At 68.9% G+C, this 22,064-nt stretch carries 17 protein-coding genes and 2 tRNA genes; 15 read left to right on the top strand and 4 right to left on the bottom strand.

The window, feature by feature from the left end:
• Nucleotide 1 precedes the first annotated feature (1 nt).
• The 7 genes from KEG57_RS06490 (at nt 2) to KEG57_RS06520 (ending at nt 11,017) form a co-directional block, all read left to right on the top strand.
• Entirely contained in the window at nt 2-1,216 is a 1,215-nt protein-coding gene (locus tag KEG57_RS06490; RefSeq protein ID WP_272417161.1) for an NADH-quinone oxidoreductase subunit D, read from the top strand.
• A 1-nt stretch (nt 1,217) separates the two neighbouring features.
• Nucleotides 1,218-2,843 carry an NADH-quinone oxidoreductase subunit G gene (locus KEG57_RS06495; RefSeq protein WP_272417162.1) on the top strand — a complete coding sequence of 542 codons (1,626 nt, stop codon included), beginning with the start codon at nt 1,218-1,220 and terminating at the stop codon, nt 2,841-2,843.
• On the top strand, nt 2,840-4,609 hold the full coding sequence (locus KEG57_RS06500) for a complex I subunit 1/NuoH family protein (protein WP_272417163.1): 1,770 nt from the start codon (nt 2,840-2,842) through the stop codon (nt 4,607-4,609). Before KEG57_RS06495 ends, KEG57_RS06500 begins: the two co-directional genes overlap by 4 nt.
• A gap of 12 nt (nt 4,610-4,621) precedes the next feature.
• The gene (locus KEG57_RS06505; RefSeq protein ID WP_272417164.1) at nt 4,622-5,296 is read left to right on the top strand and encodes a NuoI/complex I 23 kDa subunit family protein; all 675 of its coding nucleotides are present in this window, start codon (nt 4,622-4,624) and stop codon (nt 5,294-5,296) included.
• A 109-nt stretch (nt 5,297-5,405) separates the two neighbouring features.
• On the top strand, nt 5,406-6,854 hold the full coding sequence (gene gatB, locus KEG57_RS06510) for an Asp-tRNA(Asn)/Glu-tRNA(Gln) amidotransferase subunit GatB (protein ID WP_272417165.1): 1,449 nt from the start codon (nt 5,406-5,408) through the stop codon (nt 6,852-6,854).
• The gene (locus tag KEG57_RS06515; RefSeq protein WP_272417166.1) at nt 6,851-7,666 is read left to right on the top strand and encodes a lysophospholipid acyltransferase family protein; all 816 of its coding nucleotides are present in this window, start codon (nt 6,851-6,853) and stop codon (nt 7,664-7,666) included. Before gatB ends, KEG57_RS06515 begins: the two co-directional genes overlap by 4 nt.
• 66 nt (nt 7,667-7,732) lie before the next feature.
• Nucleotides 7,733-11,017 carry a hybrid sensor histidine kinase/response regulator gene (locus KEG57_RS06520; RefSeq protein WP_272417167.1) on the top strand — a complete coding sequence of 1,095 codons (3,285 nt, stop codon included), beginning with the start codon at nt 7,733-7,735 and terminating at the stop codon, nt 11,015-11,017.
• A 119-nt stretch (nt 11,018-11,136) separates the two neighbouring features.
• Here KEG57_RS06520 and KEG57_RS06525 read toward each other — a convergent pair whose 3' ends face one another.
• Nucleotides 11,137-11,388, bottom strand: a complete 252-nt coding sequence (locus tag KEG57_RS06525) for a hypothetical protein (protein WP_272417168.1) — start codon at nt 11,386-11,388, stop codon at nt 11,137-11,139.
• Nucleotides 11,389-11,514: 126 nt separating this feature from the next.
• On the opposite strand from KEG57_RS06525, the gene KEG57_RS06530 reads away from it, so the two are divergent.
• From KEG57_RS06530 to KEG57_RS06545, 4 genes are all read left to right on the top strand, one after another.
• Nucleotides 11,515-12,123: a 2-hydroxychromene-2-carboxylate isomerase gene (locus KEG57_RS06530; RefSeq protein ID WP_272417169.1), complete on the top strand. Its 609-nt coding sequence runs from the start codon at nt 11,515-11,517 to the stop codon at nt 12,121-12,123.
• A 62-nt stretch (nt 12,124-12,185) separates the two neighbouring features.
• Nucleotides 12,186-12,533 (top strand): hypothetical protein, encoded by a 348-nt coding sequence (locus KEG57_RS06535; RefSeq protein WP_272417170.1) that lies wholly within the window; start codon nt 12,186-12,188, stop codon nt 12,531-12,533.
• A gap of 101 nt (nt 12,534-12,634) precedes the next feature.
• On the top strand, nt 12,635-13,753 hold the full coding sequence (locus KEG57_RS06540) for a D-alanine--D-alanine ligase family protein (protein ID WP_272417171.1): 1,119 nt from the start codon (nt 12,635-12,637) through the stop codon (nt 13,751-13,753).
• A gap of 1 nt (nt 13,754) precedes the next feature.
• Entirely contained in the window at nt 13,755-14,789 is a 1,035-nt protein-coding gene (locus KEG57_RS06545) for a zinc-binding dehydrogenase (RefSeq protein ID WP_272417172.1), read from the top strand.
• Here the strand turns inward: KEG57_RS06545 and KEG57_RS06550 are convergent.
• Together KEG57_RS06550 and KEG57_RS06555 are read right to left on the bottom strand one after the other, a co-directional pair.
• Entirely contained in the window at nt 14,786-15,742 is a 957-nt protein-coding gene (locus KEG57_RS06550) for a GHMP family kinase ATP-binding protein (protein WP_272458278.1), read from the bottom strand. The two genes, KEG57_RS06545 and KEG57_RS06550, sit on opposite strands and share 4 nt — an antisense overlap.
• A gap of 216 nt (nt 15,743-15,958) precedes the next feature.
• Complete coding sequence (locus tag KEG57_RS06555; RefSeq protein WP_272417174.1) at nt 15,959-16,360, bottom strand: hypothetical protein; 402 nt, start codon at nt 16,358-16,360, stop codon at nt 15,959-15,961.
• 245 nt (nt 16,361-16,605) lie between these two features.
• Between KEG57_RS06555 and KEG57_RS06560 the strand changes: the two genes are divergently transcribed.
• From KEG57_RS06560 to KEG57_RS06575, 4 genes are all read left to right on the top strand, one after another.
• Nucleotides 16,606-18,234: a SulP family inorganic anion transporter gene (locus KEG57_RS06560; protein WP_272417175.1), complete on the top strand. Its 1,629-nt coding sequence runs from the start codon at nt 16,606-16,608 to the stop codon at nt 18,232-18,234.
• A gap of 269 nt (nt 18,235-18,503) precedes the next feature.
• Entirely contained in the window at nt 18,504-20,759 is a 2,256-nt protein-coding gene (locus KEG57_RS06565) for an ATP-binding domain-containing protein (RefSeq protein ID WP_272417176.1), read from the top strand.
• 123 nt (nt 20,760-20,882) lie between these two features.
• Nucleotides 20,883-20,959, top strand: a tRNA-Met gene (locus KEG57_RS06570).
• A gap of 69 nt (nt 20,960-21,028) precedes the next feature.
• Nucleotides 21,029-21,105: transfer RNA gene (locus KEG57_RS06575), tRNA-Met, on the top strand.
• An 82-nt stretch (nt 21,106-21,187) separates the two neighbouring features.
• Here KEG57_RS06575 and KEG57_RS06580 read toward each other — a convergent pair.
• Nucleotides 21,188-22,063 carry a S66 peptidase family protein gene (locus KEG57_RS06580; protein ID WP_272417177.1) on the bottom strand — a complete coding sequence of 292 codons (876 nt, stop codon included), beginning with the start codon at nt 22,061-22,063 and terminating at the stop codon, nt 21,188-21,190.
• Nucleotide 22,064 lies beyond the last annotated feature (1 nt).

Here is a 22,064-nt window from a genome sequence, read left to right on the forward strand (position 1 = left end):
CATGGAACCCTTGGATCGTGACCTCGAGGAGGGTCTCCTCGAGCTGCCCAGCGAGCCGATGATGCTCAACATGGGCCCGTCCCACCCGGCCATGCACGGGACGGTGCGCATCGTGCTCGAGCTCTCGGGTGAGATGATCCAGAAGGCCGACGTGCAGATCGGCTACCTGCATCGCGGCTTCGAGAAGATGTGCGAGCGGGGCACCTGGACGCAGATCTTCCCGTACGTCGATCGCTGCAACTACGTCTCGCCGATGCTGAACAACGTGGGCTTCGCGCTCGCGGTGGAGAAGATGCTCGGCGTGACGGTGCCCGAGCGCTGCCAGTACTACCGCGTGGCGCTCGGCGAGCTCGCGCGCATCTGCGACCACATGATCTGCTCGGGCGCGATGTGCATGGAGCTCGGCGCGTTCACGCCGTTCCTCTACTTCGCCCGCGCCCGCGAGATCATCTGGGACATCTTCGAGGAGGAGACGGGCGCGCGCGTCACGCACAGCTTCGGCCGCGTGGGCGGCATGGCGAACCCGCCGACGAAGTACTTCAAGGACATGGTCCGCGCGGGCGTTCCGCGCGTGCTGCAGCTCATCAGCGAGGGCGAGAAGCTCCTCCTGAAGAACCGCATCTTCCTCGACCGCCTCGAAGGCGTTGGCGTGATGTCGAAGGAGGACGCGCTCGCGCTCGGGTGGACGGGCGTCGTCTTGCGCGCCTCGGGCGTGCCGTACGACGTGCGCCGCGCGCATCCGTACATGGTCTACGACCGGATGGAGTTCGACGTGCCTGTGGGCACGACGGGCGACAACTACGACCGGTTCATGTGCCGCCAGGAGGAGATCCGGCAGACGGCGCGGATCATCGAGCAGGCGCTCGATCAGATGCCGGACGAGGGTCCGATCAACATCGACGATCCGCGCATCGTCTTGCCGCCGAAGCAGGACGTCTACACGACCATCGAGGCCACCATCCAGCACTTCAAGATCGTGATGGAGGGCATCAAGGTCCCGGCGGGCGAGTGTTACTCGTACACGGAGGCGGGCAACGGCGAGCTCGGCTTCTACCTGGTCTCCGATGGCAGCGGCACGCCCTACCGCGTGCGGATCCGGCCCCCCTGCTTCGCCACCACGCAGGGCCTCGAGCAGCTCATCACGGGCCTGATGATCCCGGACGTCGTCCCGACGTTCGGTTCCCTCAACATGATCGGCGGGGAGTGCGATCACTGAGATGGCTACGATCAAGATCGACGGGCGCGAGATCCCCTTCGAGCAAGGGGACACCATCATCAAAGCGGCGCACCGCGCCGGCATCGACATCCCGCACTACTGCTGGCACCCGGGCCTCTCCGTCGCGGCGAACTGCCGCATGTGCCTCGTCGAGGTCGCGCCGCCTCCCGGCCGTCCCGCGATGCAGCTCGACATCCTGCGCTGGGATCCGCAGAAGAAGGACTACGTCCCCGCCCGCAAGCCGAAGCTCGTTCCCGCCTGCCAGCAGGCCTGCGCGCCCGGCATGGAGGTCCTCTCCGAGGGCAGCGATCACGTCGAGGAGGCGCGCGGCGCGGTGCAGGAGCTCCTGCTCCTGAACCACCCGGTCGACTGCCCGATCTGCGATCAGGCGGGCGAGTGCCGGCTGCAGGACTACTGGCTCGAGCATCAAGGCACGGGCAAGCGCATGCAGCAGGAGGTCGTGCACAAGCCGAAGGCCGTCGATTTCGGGCCGACCATCGTCTACGACGCCGAGCGCTGCATCGTGTGCACGCGTTGCGTCCGCTTCACGGCCGAGGTCGCGAAGGATCCGGTCCTCAGCGTGCGCGAGCGCGGCAATCTCAACGAGATCGTCGTCTCGCCGGGCCGCGAGCTCGACCACGACTACACGCTCATGACGGAGCACGTCTGCCCCGTCGGCGCTTTGACCTCCAAGGACTTCCGCTTCAAGGCGCGCGTGTGGTTCCTCCGCAGCGCGCGCACGGTCTGCCAGGGCTGCGCGACGGGCTGCAACGCGTACCTCGATTACGATCCGCGGACGAACGTTCCGCATCGGCATCGCCCGCGCGACAACGAAGAGGTCAACAAGTACTGGATGTGCGACGAGGGCATGCTCTCGTACAGGCGCGCGGTCGAGGCTCGCCTCGGCACGGCGCTCGTCGGCGGCGAGGACGCGAGCCTCGAAGAGGCGCTCGCGGCGGCGAAGGATCAGCTCGCGGGCCTCAAGGACGATCCGGGTCGGGTCGCCGTGGTGCTCAGCGCGCAGCACTCGAACGAGGACAACTACGCGCTCCTCACGCTCGCACGCACGTTCATCGGCGCGAAGGACCTCTACGTGTCGGGTCGTCCGCTCGGCCGCGGCGACAAGATCCTCATGAGCGAGGACAAAAACCCGAACACGCTCGGCGTCATGCAGCTCGCGGGCGCGCCGGCGCCGAAGCCGATCGCGTCGCTCTTCGACGCGATCAAGGCGGGCAAGTACTCGTTCGTGATCGCGCTCGGCGCCGAGATCGAGGTCGACGCGAAGGACGCCGAGAGCGCGCTGTCGAAGCTCAAGGGCGTGGTGACGATCGCCGCGCACGACGGGCCGCTCGCGCGTGCCGCGCACGTCGCGCTCGCCGCGACCGCGTGGGCCGAGCAGGACGGCACGTACGTCAACCGTCAGGGTCTCGCGCAGAAGAGCGAGCGCGCGCTCAAGCCGCGCGGCGACGCGCGACCCGGCTGGGAGCTCGTGGCGAAGCTCGGCAAAGAGCTCGGCTACGCGATGACCTACAAGACGCTCGCGGACGTGCGTCGGGCCATGACGCCCGAGACGCCGGCCCCGAGCCGTGACGCGGATCGGGCCGCGAAGCCCGAGGTGAGCGCATGAGTGCCGTCGAGATCGTCCTGGCAGTCGTCAAGATCCTCATCCTCGCCCTGTTCTTCTTGAACATGGCGGCGCTCAGCACGTGGGCGGACCGCCGGCAGGGCGCGATGGTGCAGGACCGCGTCGGTCCGAACCGCGCGGTCGTGTACCTGCCGAACATGGCGGCGCGGGCCATCGTGCTCCTGCCGCCCGCGCTCTTCGGCGTGCTCGCGATCTTCAGCTCGCTCGGTCAGGTCGTGGGGCGCGCGGCGGCCGAGCGGTTCACGGTGAACGTGCAGCTCACGATCCTCGTGGCCTGGTTCAGCCTGCTCGTGCTCTGCGCGAAGGTGCGCAGCGGCGGCGCCATCAACCGCGCCGAGCAGGTGTTCGAGGACGTGGATCCGCGATCGATCTTCTTCGCGGGCCTCGGCGTGCACGCGATCGGTCTCGTGGCCGGGCGCCTCGTGACGCAGGCGGCGTGGCCGCTCGCGGCGCAGGTCTCGGGCTTCGTGCTCGGCGGCGTCTTCCTGCTCGTCGGCCTCTACGCGACCTCGCGCGTGCCCGACGGCAAGATCCCGCTGCGCCTCGCGGGCACTCTCCACGCGCTCGCCGACTCGATCAAGATGATCTGGAAGGAGGACTTCATCCCGAAGAACGGGGATCGTCTCCTCCACGGCCTCGCGCCGATGCTGGCGGTCTTCTCCGCGCTCGCGGTGATGGCCGTCATCCCCTTCGGCAACGACCTCTGCTTCGCCGACGGCAACAAGAACGGCACGCTCGACTTCTCGGACCTCACGAACCTCCTGGCCACGGTCCCCGCGAGCGGCGCTTGCAACGGCTTCCGCGTGAAGCTGCAGATCATCGACCTCAACGTCGGCATCCTCTACATCTTCGGCATCGCGGGCACGGGCATCATCGGCGCGGCCATCGCGGGCTGGGCGAGCGACAACAAGTTCGCGCTCCTCGGCGGCCTGCGCGCGTCGAGCCAGATGGTTTCGTACGAGGTCGCGATGGGCCTCTCGCTCGTCGGCCTCTTCCTCGTCTACGGCAGCGTCCGGCTCAGCGACATGGCCGTGTGGCAGGGCCAGAACGCGTGGGGCGTCTTCGTGCAGCCGCTCGGGTTCATCCTGTTCCTGACGGCGCTCTGTGCGGAGACGAAGCGCGTGCCCTTCGATCAGCCCGAAGGCGAGAGCGAGATCGTCGCCGGCTACTTCCTCGAGTACTCGGGGTTCAAGTGGGGCATGTTCATGACGGGCGAGTACATCGAGCTCGTCTTCTCGAGCGCGCTGCTCGTCGCGCTCTTCTTCGGCGGCTACTCGCTGCCGTTCCTGCACCCGGACGGCATCACCGTCGCGTTCGGCAACACGGTGCTGTTCCAGTACAAGATGACGCACCTCGCGGTGAGCCTCATCTCGGCGCTCGCGTTCTTCGGCAAGACGGTCTTCGTCACGTGGGTGCAGATCTTCTTCCGCTGGACGCTCCCGCGCTTCCGTTACGACCAGCTCATGAAGCTCGGCTGGACCAAGCTCCTGCCGCTCGCCATCGCGAACATGATGGTGACGGGCGTGGTCGTGCTGGCGCTTCGCAACGCGGGTCCGGAGGCGGACGCGTGGGTCAAGCTCCTCGGGGACATCACGCAGGGCGTCGTCGCGGTCGCCACACTCGCCGGCTTCGTGGCGGTCGTGGTCGGGTTGCTCGAGCCGGTCGAGCGCAAGAAGTTCCTCGCCTCGTCTGCGGCGCGCTTCGCGGCCGCGGTGGGCGGGGTCAAGCCGGAGCCTCAGCAGGCCTGAGAGGATCGAACGATGGCGAAGCGCACTCCCTCGAACCCGTGGACCAAGCCGGCCGGCGCGCCCATTCAGGGCAAGCCCATCCCGCGGCCGCGCCGCACGGCCGAGGTCCAGTCCTACCTGCCCGAGCTCTTCCGGGGCATGGCGATCACCATGCGTCACTTCTTCAAGAACACGAAGGAGATGATGCTCGGCCAGAAGCCCGACCCGGTGCTCGAGGCCCTCAACGACGGCGTCACGACGATCTGCTACCCCGAGGAGAAGCGCCCCTATCCGGAGCGCTTCCGCGGGCTGCATCGCCTCACGCTCCGTGACGACGGCTCACCGCGCTGCGTGGCGTGCCTGTGCTGCTCGACGGCTTGCCCCGCGCAGTGCATCCACATCGAGGCGGGCGAGTACGCCGAGGGCGACAATCGGCGCGGCTACGAGCGTTTCCCGAAGACGTTCGTCATCGACGAGCTGCGCTGCATCTTCTGCGGGTTCTGCGTCGAGGCTTGTCCCTGCGACGCGATTCGCATGGACACGGGCATTCACGCGACGCCGTACGACTCGCGCGAGCAGTTCATCTACCGCAAGGACCTGCTCATGGAGTTCACCGGCCGGGACGGTTCGCGCAAGTCGGCGAACCCGCGCCACGAGCCGGGCGATCCGACGCATCCGGGCCTGTCGCGCGAGCAGATGGATCACTGAGTCCGATTCGCTGATGGACAGAAACCCCCTCTTCCTCGCGGGAGAGGGGGTTTTTGCTTTCAGCGGGAAAACAGGGGCATCCGCGCCTCGGCTTGCCATAATCCGCCCGATGACCGCCTACGGTGCGTACGAGCCGGTGATCGGGCTCGAGGTGCACGCGCAGCTGCTCACGCGGACAAAGGCGTTCTGCGGCTGCGCCACGAGCTTCGGCGACCCGCCGAACACGCACACCTGCCCCGTCTGCCTCGGCTTGCCCGGCGCGCTCCCCGTCCTGAACGCCGAGGCCGTGGCCCTCGCGGTGCGCGCCTCGCTCGCGCTCGGCTGCTCCTTGCAGACGCGCAGCGTGTTTGCCCGGAAGAACTATTTTTATCCGGACCTGCCGAAGGGCTACCAGATCAGCCAGTACGACCTGCCGCTCGCGCTCTCGGGCGTGCTCGACGTCGAGGTCGACGGCACGCCGCGCCGCGTGGGGATCCGCCGGATCCACATGGAGGAGGACGCGGGCAAGAACCTGCACGGCATCGGCGACGAGTCCGTCGTCGATCTGAACCGCGCGGGCACGCCGCTCATCGAGATCGTGAGCGAACCTGATCTGCGATCCGGTGCCGAGGCGGCCGAGTATCTGCGGCGGCTGCGCGAGGTCCTGATGTTCACCGGCGTGAACGACGGCAACCTCGAACAGGGCAGCTTCCGCTGCGATGCGAACGTCTCGATTCGCAAGGTGGGCGAGACGCGGCTCGGCACGCGCGTCGAGCTCAAGAACATCAACTCGTTCAAGTTCGTCGCCGACGCGATCGACGTGGAGATCCGCCGGCAGGTGAACCTCGTCGAGCGCGGCGAGCGCGTCCGTCAGCAGACGCGCGGCTACAGCGCGGAAAAGCGCGAGAGTTACCTCCTGCGCGACAAGGAGAGCGAGTCCGACTACCGCTACTTCCCCGAGCCGGATCTGCCTCCGCTCGTGCTCGAAGAGGCGCAGATCGAGTCGATCCGCAGCGCGTTGCCGGAGCTGCCCGTCGCGAAACGCGCGCGATGGGCCCTCGAGCTCGGCCTCACCGCGTATGCGACCGGCGTGCTCGGCGCGCATCCCGCGATCGCGCGGTTCTTCGACGAAGCGCGCGCGCTTTATCCCGACGCGGTGAAGCTCGCGAACTTCGTGCAGAGCGAGGTCCTGCGCGACGTCACGACGACGGGGCTCTCGGCGAGCTTGCCCGTGACGCCCGCGCAGGTGGCCGAGATCCTGCGGCTCGTCGACGCGGGCACGATCAGCGGCAAGCAGGCGAAGGAGCTTTACGCGGCCGTCGCGGGCACGGACCGCGCGCCTTCCGACGTCGTGCGCGAGCGTGGCATGGCGGTGCTCGGCGATGTGTCGGCGATCGAGGCCATCGCGCGCGGCGTGATGGAGGCGAACCCGAAGCAGGTCGCCTCGTACCGCGCCGGCAAGACGGCGCTCCTCGGGTTTTTCGTCGGACAGATCATGAAGCAGACGAAGGGCAGCGCGGACCCGGCCACGGTGAACGCGGTGCTCGTGCGTCTCCTCGGCGAAGGGAGCGAGGCATGAGCGGACAGTCCATCGTGGAGAAGGGGCGATTCGTCGGGCGCACGGCCGCGTTCGTGGGCCTCACGTTCAGCATGTACGGCATGCTCGAGCTCGACACGGCGATCTCGCCCGCGTCCGAGCGCGAAGCCGTGCTCCACGCGTGGATCCGTCGCTACGGCGAGGCGCTCCTCAAATTGTATGGGGTCAAAATGATCGCCCGCGGTCCTCACGTGGAGCGCGGCGACATCTACCCGGGCCGCGGCGCCAGCGGGCGCGGGCGCGTGTTCGTCATGAACCACCGCTCCGGCCTGGACATCCCGATCTGCCTTGCCCACATCGAGGCCACGATCCTGAGCCGCGCCGACCTCTCGGGCTGGCCCGTCATCGGCGTCGCCGCGCGGCGCGTGGGCACGCTCTTCGTGGATCGCACGAACAAGCAGAGCGGAGCGGCCGCGATCAACGCCATGACCGCCTCCATCGAGCGAGGCCGCGGCGTGCTCGTTTACCCCGAGGGCACGACGTACGAGGGCGACGAGGTGCGACCTTTCAAGCCCGGCGCCTTCCTTGCCGCACAACGCACGGACGCGGAGATCGTCCCGGTTGGCCTCGCGTACGAAGGCGCGGCTGCGTCGTTCGGCTCCGAGAGCTTCGCCGATCACATGGTTCGCGTGAGCGGTGCACCGCGGACACGCGCGGCGATCGTCGTTGGTGAGCCGATCGTCGACGTTGGGGGCGACGTCGGCGAGCTTCGTGAGCGTGCACGTGCAGAGGTCCAGTCGCTCGTCTACGCGGCGCGCCGGGCGCTCGACGCAGACGGAGAAGGCTCTTCCTGACAAGAGAGCAAGGGACCCGCTCGCTGGCGAGCGTGCTCACCGATCGCTAGGCTGAGTGATCGGGGCATGATGGCGGGGGATGCATCGAAGACGGAGCGCGTCCGCGAGCAGGCGCAGACCGGCGTGACGCACATCAACGACGCTCGGACGCGGCGCCGCGCCGCGTTCGTGGAGCGAGCGGCCGACGAGCTCTTGCGCGTGTCGACACTCGAAGAGGTGCTCACGCGGGTCGTATGGCTCGCGGTGCCGGACCTCGCGGATTACTGCACGCTCGACCTCCTGGAGCGCGGCGAGCTTCGCCGCGTCGCCGTCGCGCACGTGGACATGCGTGACGAGCAGCGGCTCTGGGACGTGTGTAGCCCGGACGGCGACGCCGAGGCCCACGAACGCGCCGCGCGTGCAGCCCTCGAAAGCGGCGAGCCGCAGACGCGTCGCGGATCCATGCGCATCACGCGGATCGCACCCGACGGCAAGGCGACGCCTGCGCGGTCGCGCGAGACGCGTGTGCTCAGCGAGATGATCTACCCCTTGCGCGTCGCGAACCGCACGCACGGCGTCCTGTCGGTCGGCGTGGGGCCGTTCCGCGAGGTGATGCCGCGCGAGGAGCGCGCGCTGATCGAGATGCTCGTTCGCCTTGGCGCTTCGGCCATCGACACGGCGCTCGCGCGCGCATCACGCGAGCGCGCTTTCGAGGCGGCCGAGCGTGGGCTCGTGCAGATGAAGCGCCTCTCCGAGGTCACGGCGGCGCTCTCGCGTGCGGTCTCGCCGAACGAGGTCGCGCGGCGTGTGGTCGAGGACGGCGCGCGTGTGCTCGGGGCTCGCGCGTGCGTGATCGCACGCCTCTCGCCTTGCGGCGCCGAGCTCGAGATCGTCCATGCCGCGGGTTTTCCCGAGGTGATCCCTGCGCACACCCCGCGCATCTCCATGGCCACCGAGGCGCCCGTCGCCGAGGCCGTGCGCATCAAGCAGCCGATCTGGCTCCGCTCGCGCGCCGATCTCGCGGCACGTTATCCAGGCCTTCCGCTCGGCGATCTCGTGCAGGGCAGCCACGCGTGGGCTGCGGTGCCGCTCTTCGTCGACGGCCAGGTCGTCGGCAGCCTCGCGCTCTCGTTCCAGGAGCCGCGCGCCTTCGACGACAACGAGCGCTGGCTCGTCCTCTCGCTCGCCCAGCATTGCGCCGACGCCCTCGATCGCGCCTCGCTCTCCGCCGGCGCTGCCGAGGAGGCGGTCCACCTCTCGCACGAGATCTTGAAGCAGATGCCCGAGGCGATCCTCGTGACCGACCTCCACGGCACGATCCTGCGCTGGATGGGCAAGGCCACGCAGATCTTCGGCTTCACCGAGACCGAGGCCGTCGGCCGCCCGGTCACGATCCTCGCGCACCCCGACACGGTCGAGCGCATCGGCCCGCGCATCCTGCGTGGCATCCGCGATCAGGGCGCGTTCCTCGGCGAGCTCGTTTGTGTTCGAAAGGATGGTACGACGGTCCCAATCGAGACCACGGCCAAGCCCGTCTTCGACAAGGAGGGCCGCGCGCGTTTCCTCGTCGGCGTTTGTCGCGACATCAGCGAGCGCAAGCGCGCCGAGGAGGAGAGGACGCGCCTCATCCGCGAGCAGATCGCGCGCGCCGAGGCCGAGGACGCGGCCCGGCGCTCCTCGTTCCTCGCCGAGGCGAGCGCGCTGCTCTCCGCCTCGCTCGACTACGAGGCCACGCTCGAAAAGATCGTCCGCCTCGTCGTGCCCACGATGGCGACGTACGCGATGCTCGACATCGCCTCCGAGGACGGCACCATCGTCACCGTCGCCGTGGCGCACGAGGATCCGGATCTCGAGCGCGACGTCCAGGATCTCCGCGGCGGCAGCGCGCCCGACGGCTGGAGCGATGGCCCCGTCACGCGCGCGCTCCGCACCCGCACCTCGGAGATCTTCACTGACCTTGGCGTCTCCTCGCTCGAACGCATCGTGGGTTCGCCCGATCAGGCCGCGCGACTTGCGAAGCTCCGGGCGCGCTCGGCCATCGTGATCCCCTTGACCGTGGGCGACACGGCTTCTGCCACGCTCTCGCTCTTCCGCGTCGGTGATCGGTACACGACGAAGGATCTTCCGTTCGCCGAGGAGCTCGCGCATCGCGCCGCGATGGCCCTGGAGAACGCGCGCCTCTACCAGAACGCGCAGGAGGCCACGCGCATGCGGGACGAGTTCCTCGGCACCGTCTCGCACGAGCTTCGCACGCCGCTCAACGCGGTCCTCGGCTGGACGCGCATGCTTCGCACCGCGTCGCTCAACGGCACCTCGCAGGAGCGCGCCCTCGCGACGATCGAGCGCAACGCCATGCTGCAGGCGCGGCTCGTCGAGGACCTACTCGACGCCTCGCGCATCGTCATGGGCAAGCTGCGCCTCGAGCTACGCACGCTCGACCTCGTCGGCCCGATCAACGCGGCCATCGAGGCGGTTCGTCCGGCGGCCACGGCGAAGTCGGTTTGCCTGGAAAACAACCTGGAGCGCGGCGCTTGCCTCGTCGAAGGGGATCCGAGCCGCGTGCAGCAGATCGTCTGGAACCTCCTGACGAACGCGATCAAGTTCACCCCGCACGGCGGCCGCGTCGAGCTCACGCTCGGCCGATCGGGCCAGCACGCGCGCATCACGGTCCGCGACACGGGCGAAGGGATAAGGCCGGAGTTCCTCCCGTACGTCTTCGATCGGTTCCGCCAGGGCGACAGCACCACGACGCGCAAGCACGGCGGTCTCGGACTCGGGCTCGCGATCGTGCGGCACCTCGTCGAGCTGCACGGCGGCGTGGTGCGCGCCGACAGCGCGGGCGAGGGCAAGGGCGCGATCTTCTCGGTGCTCCTGCCGCTCAGCCCGAACCCGGATTTGCTCGCGAGCCTCGACCGCTTCACGCCGCAGCCGGCAGGCCTCGAAGAGCTGCCTTCGCTCAAAGGCCTGCGTCTCTTGCTCGTCGACGACGAACAGGACAGCCGCGAGATGCTGGCCGCGATGCTCCAGCAGTGCGGCGCCGTCGTGCGGTGCGTGTCCTCGGCGGCTGCGGCCTTGTCCGCGCTCGACGAGTTCCGCCCCGACGTCCTCGTCTCCGACATCGGCATGCCCGGCGAGGACGGCTACGCGCTCATCCGGCAGATTCGTGCGCTGAAGCCTGCGCGCTGGGGCGCCTTGCCCGCCGTTGCGCTCACTGCATACGCGAGCGCCGAGGACCGCGTGCGTGTGCTCGCGGCGGGCTTTCAGATGCACGTCCCGAAGCCTGTGGATGCGGCCGAGCTTGCTGCGACGGTGGCCAGTTTGTCCCCGCGCACGACGTCGCGCGAGTCTGCGCCGCCGTCCGTGGCGACGTGAGGGACGAGCCTCCGCGCGGGCGGGCGTAGATGGGCCCGCGCGGAGGCGCTTCTCGTGACGATGCGAGGGGATGTTGGGGGGATGGGGGAGAGGGGAGAGCGCCGCGAAGGCGCCGCGGCTCAGAGCGCCTCGACCGACTTGAGCAGCTCGTTCACGAACTGCACGCGCGGGCGGATCAGCCTGTCGCGCGTCCCCTTCTGCCGGACCTTGATCATGCCGGTCTGGACGCCGAGGTCACCTCCGAGAAGGTCGTCGTCCTCGAACGTGTAGCCGTAGTTGTCGTTCTTCTCCTTCTTGGGCTCTGCGTACGCCGCGCTCGTGAAGAGGGTCGTGCCGAGGGTCGCAAGCAGGATCATCGTCGTCTTTCGCATCGTCGTTCCTCCGTTCGCTCCTTCCGACACGGCCCCCTCGCCGGGCTTTGGGCCCCGATCGCGGACGGAAGAATTTTCGGTTGAGCTCCGGGGGAACCTCGGTCGAATCTCGTGTTCCGAACCTCCATGAAGCGCGTCGAGTTCTTCTTCGATTTCTCGAGCCCCTTCGCCTATCTCGCCTCCACGCAAATCGAGGACCTCGCGGCGCGGAAGGGAGCCTCGCTCGTGTATCGGCCCTTCCTGCTCGGCGCTCTCTTCAAGGCGATCGGCACTCCCAACGTCCCGCTCTTCGCCATGCCCGAACCCAAGCAAAGGCTCGTGCGGGCGGACCTTCATCGCTGGGCGGATCACTGGGGCGTTCCGTTCCGCTTCGCCTCGCGCTTCCCCATGAACACGGTCAAGCCGCTGCGGATGGTGCTCGCAGCGCCGGAGGATCGTGTCTCCGCGCTCGTCGCCGCCGTGTACCGCGCTTACTGGGTAGAGGATCGCGACATCTCCGCGGACGAGGTCCTCGCCGACATCGCGACCTCCGTGGGGCTCGATGGCGCCGCGCTCGTGGCTGCGACGGTGGACGAGCGGATGAAGCAGCGCCTCAAGGACGTTACCGAACAGGCCGAGCGGATCGGGGTCTGCGGCGCGCCGAGCTTCCTCGTCGACGACCTCTTGTTCTGGGGTCAGGACCGCCTGCTCTTCGTGGAGAAGGCGCTCGATGGTTGGCGTCCCAAGGAATCGTGAAGGCCGCGGCCGCCCGGTGAAAAGTAGAGCTTCGATCGAGGGGATCTTGTAGGATGGTGTTCATGCGTGCGCGGCTTTTGTCTTCGCTCCTGACCCTGGTCGCCGCTTCGGCGGGCCTCGTGGCCACGTCGAGCGTCGCCCACGCAGACACGCCGGATACGAAAGAGGCGCCTGAGGCCGGCGAGCCACGCGAGATCGGCGTAGGGATGTATCTCGTCGCTACCGAAGACGTGACCCTGCGCGACGCCGCGCTCAGCAAAGGCGCGCGTATCCACGTCACGCGCGTCGGTCTGCAGAAGGGTCGCGTGGCCACGGTGGACGTCGAGCTCGCGGATGGGCACGTCTTGAAGCGCGTCGCGGTCGACGCGATCCGCAAGGCGTTCACCGTCGCCGACGAGTCCAAGGAGTAGCCGAGCGAGGGCGGCGGGACGAGCGCTCGATCCTGCGTGGATCGGGGCTCCTCGGCCGGATGTTTCACCGGGCCCGAGCACCCTGCTAGGGTGCGGCCTTCATGAGCGCCCCGCGCAAGCTCCGTGTCGCCGTGCTCTTCGGCGGTCGCTCTGCCGAGCACGAGATCTCCCTCCTTTCGGCCCGCAACGTCGTCGAGGCCCTCGATCGGGATCGCTTCGAGCCCGTCCTCATCGGCATCGACAAGGCGGGCCGGTGGCTCTTGCAGGAGGAGGCGCTCCTCCTCGGCGCGTCGCGTGATCCGCGACTCGCGCGCCTCAATCAGTCTGCGCCGGACGTCGCGCTCCTCGCGCATCCGAGCCCGGCCGGCGAGGCGGCGCTCACGATCGGCGGATCCTCGCAGGCGATCGACGTGGTCTTCCCCGTGCTGCACGGGCCCATGGGCGAGGACGGCTCGGTACAGGGCCTGCTCGAGCTCGCGGGCGTGCCGTACGTCGGCTCGGGCGTGCTCGGCTCGGCCGTGGGCATGGACAAGGACGTGATGAAGCGCCTTCTCGCGCAGGATGAGCTGCCCCTCGTCCCCTACGAGACCGTGCGTCGCCTCGCGTGGGAGCGTGATCCGAGCGAGGTTCTCGCGCGTTGCGAGAGGCTCGTGCTCCCGCTCTTCGTCAAACCCGCGAACCTCGGCTCGTCGGTCGGCGTGACGAAGGTGAAAACGTACGAGGCGCTCGCCGACGCGATCAGCCTCGCGTTCGAGTACGACACCAAGATCGTCGTCGAGCAGGGCGTCGAGGGCGCGCGCGAGATCGAGTGTGCGGTCCTCGGCGACGAGGAGCCCATCGTGAGCATCCCGGGCGAGATCGTGGTCGATCACCCGGACGGGTTTTACTCGTACGCCGCCAAGTACATCGACGAGCGCGGCGCCACCACGCGCGTTCCGGCCGACCTCACCGATGCCGAGACGCGCGCCGTACAGCTCCTCGCGCTGCGTACCTTCCGCGTCCTCGAAGCCTCCGGCCTCGCGCGGATCGACCTCTTCATGTCGAAGAGCGGCGAGGTCTACGTGAACGAAATCAACACGCTGCCCGGCTTCACCTCGATCTCGATGTATCCGAAGCTCTGGGAGGCGAGCGGCATCCCGCCGCGTGAGCTCGTCGCGCGCCTCATCGACCTCGCGCTCGCGCGGTCCGAGCGCCGTCGCAAGCTGCGGACCTCGACCTGAAATGCGCGCCGTCGTCCTTCGTGAGACCGGCGGACCGGACAAACTCGTCCCGTCGCCGAACACGCCCGACCCCGTCCCCGCGGCCGACGAGGTCCTCGTCCGCGTCCGCGCCTCGGCTGTCTGCGGCCGTGATCTCATCGATCGGCGTGGTGGCTTCCCGCTGATGAAGCTGCCCACGATCCTCGGCCACGAGTTCGCCGGCGAGGTCGAATCCGTGGGTGAGGAGGCTGCGCGCGCCGGGGTTGCCCCGGGCGATCGTGTGGCCAACCTGCATCGGCCGAGCTGCGGCGAATGCCCGCGTTGCGTGGGCGGCGAGGAGCTTCTCTGCGAGCGCGCCTATCAGAGCTTCGGCCACACCGTCGACGGCGGTTACGCCGAGCTCGTCGTCGCGCACCACCGCGCCCTCGTAAAGGTCCCCGCGTCCGTCCCGTTCGAGGACGCCTCGACGCTCATGTGCACCGCGGGTGTCGCCTACCAGGCGCTTGCTGCCCGCGCGCGGCTCGCCGCGGGCGAGACCGTGGTCATCACGGGCGCGAGCGGCGGCGTCGGCACCGCGGCGATCCAGGTTGCGCGGCACCTCGGCGCCCGCGTCGTCGCCGTGACCGGCAGCCCCTCGAAGGCCGCCGCCCTCGCCGATCTCGGCGCGCACGAGGTCGTCGTGAGCCCCGACGGCAAGTTCGAAGACGACGTCAAAGCGCGCCTCGGCGGCCCCGTCGATGTCGCGCTCGAGCTGACCGGCAGCGCCACCTTCAGCTCCGCGTTGAAGTCGCTCCGCCGCGGCGGACGCATGGTCGTCGTCGGCAACATCGATCAGGCCAAAGTCTCGATCAAGCTTGGCGCTTTGATCCTTTGGAGTCATACGATCGCTGGGTCGGCCTCCTGCACGCGGCAGGACCTCGAACACGTGCTCGGCCTCGCGGCCTCGGGCGCGCTGCGCGTCGTGATCGATCGCAAGCTCCCGCTCCGCTACGCCGCCGAAGCGCACTCACTGCTCGAAGCGCGCGCCGTCTTCGGCCGCGTCGTGCTGATCCCCTAGGCAGGCTCGATCCGCACGCCAGGCGCGGAGAGCGCAGGCCTTCGCACGGTGGCAGGGCCGAGCGCGCGCAAAATCTCCGCGTGACGCGCCTCGGGCGCCCACACGAGCACGTGCCCGCCTCCGCCCGCGCCACACGCGCGGATCACCTCCACGCCGAGCCCCGCGAGCTTGTCACCAAGCTCCGTCGCGAGCGCGCTCGCCTCCGGCGCGCGCCGCACCTTGGCCATCGCGGTCCTTCGCATCCCCGCGAGCGCACGCGCGAGGGATCCCTCGCGCAGCGCCGCGGCCACCTCCGTCGCGGACTCCGCGAGCTCCGCCACGTTCGCGAGCGCCGCCGCCGCGTCGACCTGCTCGAGCACCGCGCCCGACACGCGTCGCACGTGCGTGTCGACCAGCAAAAGCCCTGCTTCGAGCTCCGCCGCGAGCGCTTGTTCCGGCGTGATCCGCTCGATCCGCGTGCACCCCGCCTCGCCGAATGCGAGGTCGAGCAGACCGCCGCACGCGGCGAAGATCGCGTCCTGCGCGCCGCACACGATCGACAGCCCTTCGCGCTCCATCGTCGTCGCCTCGCGTGCGAGCTCCTCCTCGGCCGTCACCTCACCCACGCTCCACCGCAATGCCGACAGCGTGGCCACTGCCGTCGACGCGCTCCCCCCGAGCCCTGCGCCCGGCGCGACGTCGGTGTCGATCCGGAGTTTTACGCCGTCCGTCACGCCCGTGTGCGCGAGCGCGGCTTCGAGCAGTCGGAACGCGAGCTCGCTCGACGGCGGCTCGTGGCTTCGCCGCGTGGTCGTCTCGTCCGCCACGGGCACCTCGAGCCGCACCCAGCCTCGATCGAACGGCTCCACGAGCGCACGCACGCGCAGGCCGATCGCGCTGCCCACGACACGCCCGGGAAGGCCCTCGATGAAGGGCGGCAGGTCGGTGCCGCCTCCGGCGAACGACACGCGCATCGGTGCGCTCGCGACGGCGCGCCTTTGCGGGCTACGTGCGGAGCGGGCTTCGGGCATGGAGACGGCGCAGGTGCTCATGGGGTGCGCGCGGAGGTGCCGCCCCTCGGCGTATCACGCCGGCACGGACGTCCGCGGCGCGCGGTGCAGCACGGACCGCGCCAGGGGGCTAGGGGAACGCGTGCGCACCGGGGTGACACGGCGAGCCCTCGCGCCCGGCTAGTTCAAGACCAGCGGCGTGGACGGCTCGGCCGCCTTCGCGCGCTCTTTGGCCTCGTCGAGGATCCGATCGATCAACCGGAGCCCTGCGAGGAGCACCTTGCCTTCCTCCTGTTCGCCGCCGTCCTGGGCAGCGGACGCGAAGGTCCGCAGCGACAGCGCGTCCTTGCGAATCGCCGTGAGATCCACGGCGCGCGCGGCCGACGCGATCTGATCGGCCAGATCGATCACCGTGTTTGCGTCTCCGAGCTCGAACCCGGTCTTCGCGGCGCGACTGAGCACGCCGGTGAGCTCCACGCGATACGTCGCGAGCACCAGGTGGAAGAGCGCATCCCGTTGCCGGAAGGAGCGCAAAATCAGGTCGTGGAGGGGAAGCGCGTCATTCGAAAAGGAGCGTTCCATGCATGAAAACCCATAAGCCCAGTGCGCCTCGGTCTCAAGACCGCCGTGGACCCCGGGCAGACTGCGTACTTTGGAACACGGAACCGCCTGCGATTCGCTCTTGCGCCGCGTTTGTGCGATCCTTCGAGTTCGGATGAATTTGCGCGCGTCGGACCTCGGCGTTTGCCGGGGTTTGCCGCGCACGCTACTCCCCTACCGGTCCTTCGGCGGTGGGGAAAACAAGCCGGATACGGAGCAAGGAAGCGATGGCCAACGCGAAGACGAGCGGCGCCGGTGTGACTCGGCCGAACCTCAGCCCGCTCGCGAACCTCAAATACGACTTGCCCGCGGGCCTCGTCGTGTTCCTCGTGGCGCTGCCGCTGTGCCTCGGCGTCGCGCTCGCGTCGAATGCCCCGCTTTTTGCGGGTCTCACGGCGGGTGTGATCGGCGGGCTCTTGATCCCGCTCATGAGCCGCTCGTCGCTCAGCGTGTGCGGGCCGGCCGCGGGCCTCACGGCCATCGTCCTCGCGGGCATCGACAAGCTTGGCACCTTCGAGAACTTCCTCGTCGCCGTCGTCCTCGGCGGTGTCCTGCAAGTGATCCTCGGCGTCGCGCGCCTCGGCACGGCCGTCTACCTCATCCCTTCGTCCGTCATCAAAGGGATGCTCGCCGCGATTGGCCTCATCCTGATCCTCAAGCAGTTCCCGCACGCCGTCGGGTACGACCTCGATCAGGAGGGCTCCGAGCAGTTCGTGGTCTCCGAGGAGGAGAACACGTTCACCATGATCCTCCACGCCTTCGGCCGTCTCGAGCGTGGCGCGCTCGTCATCAGCGCGGTCTCCATGGGCATCCTCGTCCTCTGGGAGAAGACCGAGCGGCTGCGCAAGCTCTCGTGGCTCCCGGGCGCGCTCGTCGTCGTCCTCGTCGGCACCGGGCTCAACCTCCTCTTCCGCAAGGCGAGCTTGCCCATCGCGCTCGAGCAGACGCACCTCGTCACGTTGCCCGCCTACGACGGCGTGGGCGGCGCGCTCGGGCAGCTCCGCACGCCGACCTTCGCCGCGCTCTCGAACCCGCAGGTCTACATCGTCGCGCTCACGATCGGCATCGTCGCGAGCCTCGAGACGCTGCTCAGCATCGAGGCCGTGGACAAACTCGATCCGTGGAAGCGCAACACCCCGCTCGACCGCGAGCTCGTCGCGCAGGGCATCGGCAACGCGGCGAGCGGCCTGCTCGGTGGTTTGCCCGTGACGAGCGTGATCGTCCGCTCCAGCGCGAACATCAACGCCGGCGGACGGACGCGGGCCGCGACGGCCTTCCACGGCCTCTTCCTGCTGCTCGCCGTCCTCTTCATCGGCCGGTTCCTCAACATGATCCCGCTCGCGTGCCTCGCGTCGATCCTGCTGATGACCGGCTACAAGCTGGCCAAGCCCGAGCTCTTCAAGAAGATGTACAAGCTCGGCTGGGATCAGTTCATCCCGTTCGTCTTCACCATCTCCGCCATCCTCCTCACCGACCTTCTGCGCGGCATCCTCGCGGGCATCGTCGTCGGCGTCGGCTTCGTCCTGCGCAGCCACATGCGCGCGGCGTTCACGATCGCGAAGGAGGGCAAGAAGCGCGTGATCACCTTCAAGAAGGACGTCTCCTTCCTCAACAAGGCGACGTTCATCGGCGTCCTCAAGCGCATCCCCGACGGCTCGTCGGTCATCATCGACGGCACCCGCGCCGAGTTCATCGATCAGGACATCCTCGAGGTGATCGAGGACTTCCAGATCTCCGCGGCGATGCGCGGCATCCACGTCGAGGTGCGCGACGTCCGCACGAAAGAGAACGCGCGCAGGCCGACGATGTCCTCGGTCTCCGAGTCGAGCCCGGCGCCCGCCGAAGCGCGCACCTGACGCGTCCCGCCCCATCCCTCTCGCCCCACGGTCACCTCCTGCCCGGACGGCCGAACCGGTCCGTCCGAGCGTGAGGCTCTCCCTCGACAAACCCTTGCGCGGCCCGGGAGGATGGGTCAAAACGCGCGGTCGCCTCGCGGCCGAAGCCCTTTTTCCGGAACATCCGCGAGCTCTGCCGTCCGTCCACCGGTCTTCCGGACAGCGGATGGAAATGGAAATCGAGGGGCCCTGTCCCTCCCAACCCCGCTCCGCGCGCTACGTAATCCACCGTGACCGCCAAGCAGACGACCGCGCAGCCGCTTCGTCCCGAGTCGAGCTCGGGCAACCCCCAAAGCACGCCGCAGACGAACGGCGCGGACGAGCTCACGATCGTTCGCGAAGAGCAAGCGCTGCTCGATCGCGTCCGTGAGCACCTCGCGACGGTGAAGCCCTCGCGCCCGCCGCCCACGGAGGACTACGAGTCGCAGATGATCTCGCTGCGCGATCAGATCGCGGCGAGCCGCCTCGAAGACGTCCCTGCGCTCGTGCAGCAGATGGAGCGCATCGCGGGCGTCGCCGCGCGTCGCGCCGAGGTCGTCACCGAGCCCGTCGACCCGCGCTCGCCCTACTTCGGTCACCTCCGTCTCCGCGAGCGCGGCAAACAGGACCGCGACGTCCTCATCGGCCGCACCACGCACGTCGACGCCAAGGCCGGCGTACGCATCGTCGACTGGCGCCATGCGCCCGTGAGCCAGCTTTATTACCGCTACGAGGAAGGCGCCGAGTACGAGGAGACCTTCGGCGACCGCGAGGTCGAGGGCAAGGTCCTCGCCCGGCGCACCGTCACCATCGAGGACGGCGAGCTCTATCGCATCGCCGCGCCGCAGGGCGTCTTCGTGCGGGTCGAGAACGGCTATCGCCGGCTCGACAGCCGCGCCGTCGTGCTCGCGGGCGGGCAGGGCAAAGCCGTTCGCCCCGAGGACATGCGCGGCGCGCTCGGCACCGGCGCGAGCTTCGCGGCGAAGGAGGATCGGCACCTGCCCGAGATCGCCGCGCTCCTCGACCCGCGCCAGTTCGAGCTCATCTCGCGGCCCGATTCCGGCATCGTGGTCATCCAGGGCGGAGCGGGCAGCGGCAAGACCACCATCGGCGTCCACCGCATGGCCTTCCTCGCGTTCAACAACCGCGCTCGCTTCTCCGGCGACAAGATGCTCGTCATCGTCGGGAGCCCCGCGCTAAGGGCGTACATCAGCGAGGTCTTGCCTGCGCTCGGCATCGGCCAGGTCCAGGTCGAGACCTTCGCCGAGTGGGCCCGCGCCGTGCGCTTGCGCGCCTACCCGTGGCTCGACGTCCCGGTCGAGGAGAACACCCCGAGCGCGGTCACGCGGTACAAGACGCACCCGGCGCTCCTGCGCCTGCTCGAAGAGCGCGCGAGGGCGTACGCCGAGGATCCCACGACCCGCAAGGACTCGCGCGGCATCCTCTGGTTCTGGGCCGATCTGCTCACGGACAAGGACAGCATCGAGAAGGCGTTCGCCTCTGCAAACGATCCCGAGTTCAGCCTCGACAAGGTTCGCCAGGCGTGGCGCTGGTGCGCCGAGCGTTGCCCCGCGGTCCTCGATCGTGATCCCGGCGATCGCGCCGAGCGCAAAGCGGCGCTCGCGGACGAGCCCGTGGACGAGGATCCCGAAGAGGAGCGCCTCGGCGCCGACGACAAGCCCATCGAGGAGGACGAGCGCGCGCTGCTCGATCCCGAGGACGACGCGCTCCTGCTCCGCGCCTACCAGGTCATCAAGGGCGACCTCAAGAAGGGCAAACAGCCCTACGTCGTCGAGCACCTCTTCGTCGACGAAGCGCAGGACCTCGCGCCCGTGGATCTCGCGGTCCTGCTCGGCGTCGTCTCCAAGCAGAAGTCCGTGACGCTCGCGGGCGACACCGCGCAGCGCCTCTTCATGGACTCGGGCTTCCGCGACTGGAGCCGCGTCCTCGAAGACCTCGGTCTCTCCTCGGTCAACATCGAGCCTCTGCGCATCGCGTATCGCTCGACGCGTGAAGTCCTCGCGGTCGCGCGTGACATCCTCGGCCCGCTCGCCGATCCCACGCCGCCCGTCGCGCCGCGCACGGGCGCGCCCGTCGAGCACCACCATTTCCCGAGCCAGGGCGCGGCCGTCGCGTTCCTCGCGGACTCGATCCGCCCGCTCTTCACGCGCGAGCCGCGCGCCACGCTGGCGATCCTCGCGCGCCACCCCGAGCAGGCGGACGCGTACTACGAGGCGCTGAAAATGGCGGAGATTCCGAGCCTCCGCCGCGTGCGCGCGTTCGACTTCCTCTTCCGGCCGGGCGTGGACGTCACCGAGATCCGGCAGGTGAAGGGCCTCGAGTACGACTACGTCGTGCTGGTCGACGTGAACGCATCGACCTACCCGGCGGACGACGAGTCGCGGCACCTCCTGCACATCGGGGCGACGCGCGCGGCGCATCAGCTCTGGGTGATCTCGACGTCCAAGCCGAGTGCGCTCGTGCCGGCGTGGCTGCTCAATGCCTGACGGAGACCTGGGAAAAACGGCCTTCCCGCGGGAAGCGTGATCGAACGGTCACGAGGGGCTTGACTCCTGCACGGACAGGAGTAGGTTCCGACCCGTCGTCGCCGCTTCGTTTGGCGAACATGACGCGCGGTGGAGCAGCCTGGTAGCTCGTCGGGCTCATAACCCGAAGGTCGTAGGTTCAAATCCTACCCGCGCAACCAGCGGAGCGTGGGGCCAGCCGTAGTCGCTGTCCTCCACGCTCGGTTGTTTTTGTAGAAGTGACAAATTGACGCGCGGTGGAGCAGCCTGGTAGCTCGTCGGGCTCATAACCCGAAGGTCGTAGGTTCAAATCCTGCCCGCGCAACCAAGTCCGCAAAGCGGAAAGCAAGGGGTCGACTCGAAATGGGTCGGCCCCTTTGCTTTTTGGCGCTCGGATGTTTCGTCGGTCCTCAGACCGATCGCGCTTGCGACAGCCCGCCCGGCCCGAGCGACCCTTCCTCGCCGATGCAGAACGCCAGATTGCGTTTGTCATGGCCGAGGGTCAGCCGCGACCATACGGGCAGCCCCAGCGGCTCGAGCGCCTCGCGCAGCACGTCCGTGAGCTCGTAGCGCGCGCCCTCCGGCGGGTCGCATTTCACGAAATCGCCGAGCGCGATCCCCACCGCTCCGTCGAGCGCCCCGCTCAGGCGCAGCTGCATGATCAGCCGATCGACCCGATAGGGCACCTCCGTCACCTCTTCCAGCACCACGATCGCCCCCCGCGCGTCGAGCGCCCATGGCGTGCCTGCCAGGCTCGAAAGCACGCACAGGTTTCCCCCGACGACCCGCCCGTGCACCTCTTCCTTCGGCCCTGCGAAGTGCTGCGCTGGAATGGCCGCGACCTCCTCGCCGGCCAGCATTGCCCGGATTCGCTCGCGTGTCGCGTCGTCCACCTTCGTCGCGATCGTCTCCAGCATCGGCCCGTGCACGAGTTTGCCCCCGCGTGACTTCACGAGCGCCGCGAACAGCGCCGTCGCGTCCGAGCATCCGAGCACCGGCCTCCCGTCGAGCCCTTCGCTCGGCAGGCTCGGCAGGCAATGCATGCACCCGTAGCCGCCTCGCGCGAGCCACACCGCGTCGATCCCCTCGGCCGAAAGCGCCCAGAGGAGATCCTGCGTCCGCACCTCGGCCGTGCCTGCGGTGAAATGGTGTTGCTTTTCCAGATTCGGCGCGAGAACGACCTCGTAGCCCCAGCTCTTGACGAGCCGTACGCCGGCCGCGACGCCGGCGAGCTGCGGGATCCCTGCGGGGGCGACGACGGCGATGGTGGCATTCCGTTTCAGCATG

Source organism: Polyangium jinanense, assembly GCF_028435365.1.